This window comes from Acinetobacter sp. YH01008, assembly GCF_013420435.1.
GTDB lineage: Bacteria > Pseudomonadota > Gammaproteobacteria > Pseudomonadales > Moraxellaceae > Acinetobacter > Acinetobacter pseudolwoffii.
The window spans coordinates 1-6,445 of the sequence record NZ_VOYD01000058.1; the positions used below are offsets into that span (position 1 = coordinate 1).

A 6,445-nucleotide genomic window follows, 5' to 3' on the forward strand; every position below is an offset into this window, starting at 1 on the left:
CCCGACAGACCCGCAGGAAGCAATAAAATCTCTGGGTCATCAGCTTGATAGTCGTTACAGACAGGTTGCTGCACGTCTTGGCGAAAATGAGGCTGTCGAACTCGATGTTTCTGGCCCGAAGCCCCGGTTGACAATTTCTCCCCTCGCCAGTCTTGATGAGCCGGACAGTCTGAAACGACTGAGCAAAATGATCAGTGATCTGCTCCCTCCGGTGGATTTAACGGAGTTGCTGCTCGAAATTAACGCCCATACCGGATTTGCTGATGAGTTTTTCCATGCTAGTGAAGCCAGTGCCAGAGTTGATGATCTGCCCGTCAGCATCAGCGCCGTGCTGATGGCTGAAGCCTGCAATATCGGTCTGGAACCACTGATCAGATCAAATGTTCCTGCACTGACCCGACACCGGCTGAACTGGACAAAAGCGAACTATCTGCGGGCTGAAACTATCACCAGCGCTAATGCCAGACTGGTTGATTTTCAGGCAACGCTGCCACTGGCACAGATATGGGGTGGCGGAGAAGTGGCATCTGCAGATGGAATGCGCTTTGTTACGCCAGTCAGAACAATCAATGCCGGACCGAACCGCAAATACTTTGGTAATAACAGAGGGATCACCTGGTACAACTTTGTGTCCGATCAGTATTCCGGCTTTCATGGCATCGTTATACCGGGGACGCTGAGGGACTCTATCTTTGTGCTGGAAGGCCTTCTGGAACAGGAGACCGGGCTGAATCCAACCGAAATTATGACCGATACAGCAGGTACCAGCGAACTTGTCTTTGGCCTTTTCTGGCTGCTGGGATACCAGTTTTCTCCACGCCTGGCTGATGCCGGTGCTTCGGTTTTCTGGCGAATGGGCCATGATGCCAACTATGGCGTGCTGAATGATATTGCCAGAGGGCAATCAGATCCCCGAAAAATAGTCCTTCAGTGGGACGAAATGATCCGGACCGCTGGCTCCCTGAAACTGGGCAAAGTACAGGCTTCAGTGCTGGTCCGTTCATTGCTGAAAAGTGAACGTCCTTCCGGACTGACTCAGGCAATCATTGAAGTGGGGCGCATCAACAAAACGCTGTATCTGCTTAATTATATTGATGATGAAGATTACCGCCGGCGCATTCTGACCCAGCTTAATCGGGGAGAAAGCCGCCATGCCGTTGCCAGAGCCATCTGTCACGGTCAAAAAGGTGAGATAAGAAAACGATATACCGACGGTCAGGAAGATCAACTGGGCGCACTGGGGCTGGTCACTAACGCCGTCGTGTTATGGAACACTATGTATATGCAGGCAGCCCTGGATCATCTCCGGGCGCAAGGTGAAACACTGAATGATGAAGATATCGCACGCCTCTCCCCGCTTTGCCACGGACATATCAATATGCTCGGCCATTATTCCTTCACGCTGGCAGAACTGGTGACTAAAGGACATCTGAGACCATTAAAAGAGGCGTCAGAGGTAGAAAACGTTGCTTAACGTGAGTTTTCGTTCCACTGAGCGTCAGACCCCTATACCTATCGAGATATCACTCTACCTCTCGCTGCTTGACCGAGGTGGAGGACCGTCGCCGTTGGTGGCTTTTTGGCCAAGCGTTTATCCGCGTCGTCTCGCCGCCCGCTCCGCCTCCGCGCGAATAGCAAGCAGCGAAGGACCAAGAAGCTCACGCGCATGAGCGACCGTTTCGGCGGATGCCGTGTTTAGGGTCAGGACCCATTGATTTGAACTGACGGCTGTGATTCAGATGGGCGTATAGGAGCCCGACTGATGAGTAATTTGTTTTGGCTGACGGACGAGCAAATGGCTCGTCTTCAGCCCTATTTCCCCAAGAGCCATGGCCGCCAGCGCGTTGATGATCGACGCGTTCTGAGCGGCATCATCTTCGTCAACCGCAACGGGCTGCGTTGGCGTGATGCGCCGAAGGAATATGGCCCGGCGAAGACGCTTTATAACCGCTGGAAACGCTGGGGCGACAAGGGCGTATTTATCCAGATGATGGAAGGTCTGGCCGTGCCTGAAGCCGCAGAGCACAAGACCATCATGATCGATGCGACCTATCTCAAGGCCCACCGCACGGCTTCCAGCTTGCGGGTAAAAAAGGGGGCGCGGGCCGCCTGATTGGACGCACGAAAGGCGGCATGAACACCAAGCTTCATGCCGTAACGGATGCGAGTGGTCGCCCGATCAGCTTCTTCATAACGGCAGGCCAGGTCAGCGATTACACCGGTGCTGCCGCCTTGCTTGATGAACTTCCCAAGGCCAAATGGTTGCTGGCCGACCGTGGCTATGATGCCGACTGGTATCGTGACGCTTTACAGGCGAAGGGGATCACTCCCTGCATTCCAGGTCGAAAATCCCGCAAGAAGACCATCAAATACGACAAACGCCGCTACAAACGGCGCAACCGGATCGAGATCATGTTCGGGCGTCTCAAAGACTGGCGGCGTGTCGCTACGCGTTACGACCGGTGCCCAATGGCCTTTCTCTCCGCCATCGCTCTCGCTGCGACCGTTATCTTCTGGCTATGAGCAATGAGTCCTGACCCTAGCGCATATCAAGCCAGAGGAGCCTGAGGTACTTGGTCTTTTAGCCCTCATGGAACTCCAGTGCTCTCGGCTGCTTGCCCGACAAGATCGTCAAGGCTTGCCAGTGCCGCTCGATCGTCAGGATCGTGGCTTGTGGGATCGATTGCTCATACGTCGAGGTCTGGAGATAGTTGAGCGAGCATGCCGCATGTCGTCTCCCACTGGATGGTATCTTCTGCAAGCGTTGATTTCTGCTTGTCACGCGCGGGCTGCGAGCTTTCGAGACACCAATTGGCGAGAGATACTGGCGAGATATGACGCGCTCTTCCTGTTGAGCCCTACATACGTAGTTGCCCTCAATCGAGCAGTCGCTGTGTCGTGGGCCATGAACCCCGCTGCAGGGATGGCGGTCCTTAAGGCGATTGAGGACGAGTGGGACGTGGAGACCTACCCGCTTTTTCACGCGACGCGGGCGGATTTCCTTTCGCGTCTTGGTTTCCAAGACCAAGCTGCGGCAGCCTATCAGGCTGCGGCCGTACTCAGCACCAACCTACCTCAAAAGTTGTTCTTGGTCACGCGCGCTGAGGAATGCCTGGCAGGGTCTCGGACAGATGTTGGATAACATCAGTCGATTGACGGTGATTGCGCGCACGTGGACGCGCATCATGACAGGTATGACGAGCCTTTGAACGTCCGCTGGCTGTGCCGGCGCCATCATATCCGGCTGCACTTCTACGGTGAGGACATGTTTCCTATGTGCAGGCCGCATCACGTATGAACGGCGGCTCTCCGGTTATGCCTCAACGCCGCTGAAAGCGTCGCGCGGTCAGTCAGCCATGACGATCATACCTTATTCAGATCATGCGATCGGCGCCCTGCCATCAGGAGGATGAAATGCGTAAAGATCAGATCCCGGATTTCGTTGATGAGATCTTCGCCACCGGCTGCCCAATCACCGCAGTAGGACAAGATTGCTATGTTTTGCAGAGAGCGATCTGCTGGCAGAAGACTTCGACCGTGTTGGTGAGGTGGTCGATAAAATCTGCCAGCGATAAGGAAAGCGTGACCATCTGTTGCTGACATCGTCGATCATTTGAGGAGCCTCGGCCGTTTCTACGACCTGCGGCTTGAGACACTCCAATAGCGACTATGGGTCGGTCCGCGCTTTAGAATAAGGGATCTAGACCCTGTCGCCAATTTTGGCCTGACGGGGGTTTCCAGCTACGCCTTCATATGTCGTGCCTCAGCCGCGCTGCAAGCGCCGGGCACTGATGCCCAGCATGCTGGTGGTCTTCACCTTTCCGCCGACGCGCCTGAGGATGATGATTGCCGCGTCCGTGGCCAGCCCGGTGCCGATGGCAGCCAAATGACCCAATTGGAACGGCAGATAGCCCGGCTTGACCACGAGAAGCACTCCGATGAAGCCGATGACCACGGCGGTCCACCGCCGAACCGCGATGCTGAAGCCACAAATCGAGCTTTGCGAGGAGTTTCTTTATCCGTCTCAATGAGATAAGGGCCAACTTTAGATCAAGTGCGTCGTAGTACGGCGTGCACCTTGGGCTTGATCCAGCTATAGTGTAATTGTATGCTGGAAATATGTGCAACCCTGGTGTCTAGGCCGTGCGAAGCCAATCAGGCTCGAAAGTCGTTGCGGGTTGTTATCCGTTAAAGGCGGCGACTGTAGCCGCCGCTATTTGGCCCCTTGATACCATTTAGCATTTGGAGCTTTAGGTTCTATAATTTAACGTTACGCTACAGCCGACACCCCGCTTGCCTGAGCGTTTGGATTTCAATCACTTAGTAGACCAACTTGCGGGTCGACGGTTCGTGTCCCTTCAAGGCGGAGGCTTCGGCAGCTGGCGTCTCTATGCCGCGGTGGTGCTTTTCCGAAACGGAAGTCGCCCATTCGCGTCACGTAAACCGACCGTCAGGCGGTACGGCTTAGGAGAATAATCGCAAAGCAGACTGAGACCACCACCCTCGCGCTACCCTTTGCGCAGGCGTCGAAGGCGATCAGGTGCGCTGATCGAGTCTGTCGAGCACCATCGCTGCAAGTTCATCGCTGGTGTGTGCACCACTATCGAGAACACGGGTTGTGGACGGAAGCCGTTCCCTTGCGGCCAAGCATCGGGCGACATTCGCTAATCGCCACTCTCGAATCTCCGCATTCCGATTCGGGTCAGGATGCATGGTCTGGTTCGAGATCCGGTGACGCAATAGGTCCTCGTTAAGCATCAGAAAGATGTGCAGCAGCTGATCGTCGATCTGCCTTAACCCGTCGAGTATCTCAGTCAGATAGTCCGGGTGCACGAGCGTCATTGGGATGATGATGTCCTGCGAGTAATTCCTGCGAATCTCGCTGACCGCAGCGATCGTAAGTCCCCTCCACAAGGGGAGATCCTGATAGTCTCCGCTCGCTGGTATGGGGACCGTTTCTTTCACCACGAACCCGATTTCCTCAGGGTCAAAGATCAGCGATTTCGGACGCCGATCGCGCAGCCGCTCAGCGAGAGTCGTCTTTCCGGCGCCGAAAGGTCCGTTGATCCAGATTATCATTGTCGACGGCCTCTAACCGGAAGGCTCGCAAGAGCGCTGGGCGGCTTCGTGTGCTGGCACGATCGGAGTGGCTCCGAAGTGCTTCTCAAGATAGGTGACGCCGAACGTCACGATGTCCTGCGCGTCGAACAGGTAGCACTGAGCAAAGCCCACGACACCTTCTCGATGGCGACCGAGCTTCACGTAAGCATTTGCTATAGTTTCGACCGCATCCGGCTTTCCTTCGATAGCAAAGCAATCGAGAATGCCGTTTGAATCGTATTCTGATGCCGTTTTCCAGGCGACTTCACCGTTTCTTCCAAGCATCGGCATCTCATACGTCACCCATCGTTTGTTGGGGATATCCGCAACCGCCTCGGCGTAGTGCAATGCGGTAACGGAGTTTAGCGGCGCACCCAACAGCAGGGCCTTCCCGCCAAGGCGGACGAACCGCTCGACGGGCGACCCTTCCCCCAAGGCGTGACCGAGTTCGTGAGGCTCCGTCAGCGTTTCAGCTAGCGGACCAACCGCGACCATCGATGCATCGGGGTGCGCGCTGCGCCGCGCGCCGGGGGCTTGAACCAGAAATTGATTCAGCAGGCCGAACCCACGGTAAGTCCCGGCCGTTGCGGGATCGAACGGCGGCCAGGTACGGCGGGCTTTGTCATCCAACCGAGCGCCATTCAGAGTCTCCTCGTAGGGTGATCGGTCCCACGACGCGTATCCCATCACAGTGCCAGTCGGCCCAACCGCGGAGCGTAACGCGGCAACGACCGTCTCCGCTCCTCCTTCGACCGGACCAATCGCTTTAAGTGAGGCATGCACCATCAACAGGTCACCGGTTTGGACTCCGAGTTTTCGAATTGCCTCCGTTATTGCCTTCCGCGTATGCATCGCGATATCTCCTCTAAACTGCAAAACACTATACGGGGTCTGACGCTCAGTGGAACGAAATTGAATGTATTTAGAAAAATAAACAAATAGGGGTTCCGCGCACATTTCCCCGAAAAGTGCCACCTGACGTCTAAGAAACCATTATTATCATGACATTAACCTATAAAAATAAGCGTATCACGAGGCCCTTTCGTCTTCAAGAATTTTATAAACCGTGGAGCGGGCAATACTGAGCTGATGAGCAATTTCCGTTGCACCAGTGCCCTTCTGATGAAGCGTCAGCACGACGTTCCTGTCCACGGTACGCCTGCGGCCAAATTTGATTCCTTTCAGCTTTGCTTCCTGTCGGCCCTCATTCGTGCGCTCTAGGATCCTCCGGCGTTCAGCTTGTGCCACAGCCGACAGGATGGTGACCACCATTTGCCCCATATCACCGTCGGTACTGATCCCGTCGTCAATAAACCGAACCGCGACACCCTGAGCATCAAACTCT

General features: G+C 55.3%; 7 protein-coding genes and 1 pseudogene. 4 read left to right on the forward strand and 4 right to left on the reverse strand.

Annotated elements, in window-relative coordinates:
* The 4 genes and pseudogenes from FTT75_RS15220 to FTT75_RS15230 all read left to right on the forward strand — a co-directional run.
* Positions 1-1,474 (forward strand): annotated as a pseudogene (locus tag FTT75_RS15220) (Tn3-like element Tn3 family transposase); the annotation flags it as partial.
* A gap of 288 nt (positions 1,475-1,762) precedes the next feature.
* Positions 1,763-2,523 (forward strand): IS5-like element ISKpn12 family transposase gene (locus tag FTT75_RS15225; protein WP_085947932.1). Its coding sequence is split into 2 segments (ribosomal slippage): positions 1,763-2,087 and positions 2,087-2,523, totalling 762 coding nucleotides; the frame shifts between segments, so codons are not numbered across the junction.
* A gap of 25 nt (positions 2,524-2,548) precedes the next feature.
* A complete protein-coding gene (locus tag FTT75_RS15995) occupies positions 2,549-3,142 on the forward strand; it encodes a DUF6596 domain-containing protein (RefSeq protein ID WP_306424839.1) in 594 nt (197 codons plus the stop codon).
* A 272-nt stretch (positions 3,143-3,414) separates the two neighbouring features.
* Positions 3,415-3,600 carry a hypothetical protein gene (locus FTT75_RS15230; RefSeq protein WP_004197549.1) on the forward strand — a complete coding sequence of 62 codons (186 nt, stop codon included), beginning with the start codon at positions 3,415-3,417 and terminating at the stop codon, positions 3,598-3,600.
* A 163-nt stretch (positions 3,601-3,763) separates the two neighbouring features.
* On the opposite strand, the gene FTT75_RS15235 is transcribed toward FTT75_RS15230, so the two are convergent.
* The 4 genes from FTT75_RS15235 to FTT75_RS15250 form a co-directional block, all read right to left on the reverse strand.
* Positions 3,764-3,955 (reverse strand): hypothetical protein, encoded by a 192-nt coding sequence (locus tag FTT75_RS15235; protein WP_040234282.1) that lies wholly within the window; start codon positions 3,953-3,955, stop codon positions 3,764-3,766.
* 581 nt (positions 3,956-4,536) lie between these two features.
* Complete coding sequence (locus FTT75_RS15240; RefSeq protein WP_002063889.1) at positions 4,537-5,079, reverse strand: AAA family ATPase; 543 nt, start codon at positions 5,077-5,079, stop codon at positions 4,537-4,539.
* Between the two features lie 12 nt (positions 5,080-5,091).
* Complete coding sequence (aac(3)-IIe, locus tag FTT75_RS15245; RefSeq protein WP_000557452.1) at positions 5,092-5,952, reverse strand: aminoglycoside N-acetyltransferase AAC(3)-IIe; 861 nt, start codon at positions 5,950-5,952, stop codon at positions 5,092-5,094.
* A 177-nt stretch (positions 5,953-6,129) separates the two neighbouring features.
* Positions 6,130-6,445, reverse strand: a 316-nt coding sequence (locus tag FTT75_RS15250; RefSeq protein ID WP_004152828.1) for a recombinase family protein, incomplete at its 5' end; no start/stop codon positions are given.

Bases quoted from the DNA above. Each gene is read 5' to 3' on its own strand.
- FTT75_RS15230 (WP_004197549.1), top strand. From the start codon at position 3,415: ATGCGTAAAGATCAGATCCCGGATTTCGTTGATGAGATCTTCGCCACC.
- FTT75_RS15240 (WP_002063889.1), bottom strand. From the start codon at position 5,079: ATGATAATCTGGATCAACGGACCTTTCGGCGCCGGAAAGACGACTCTC.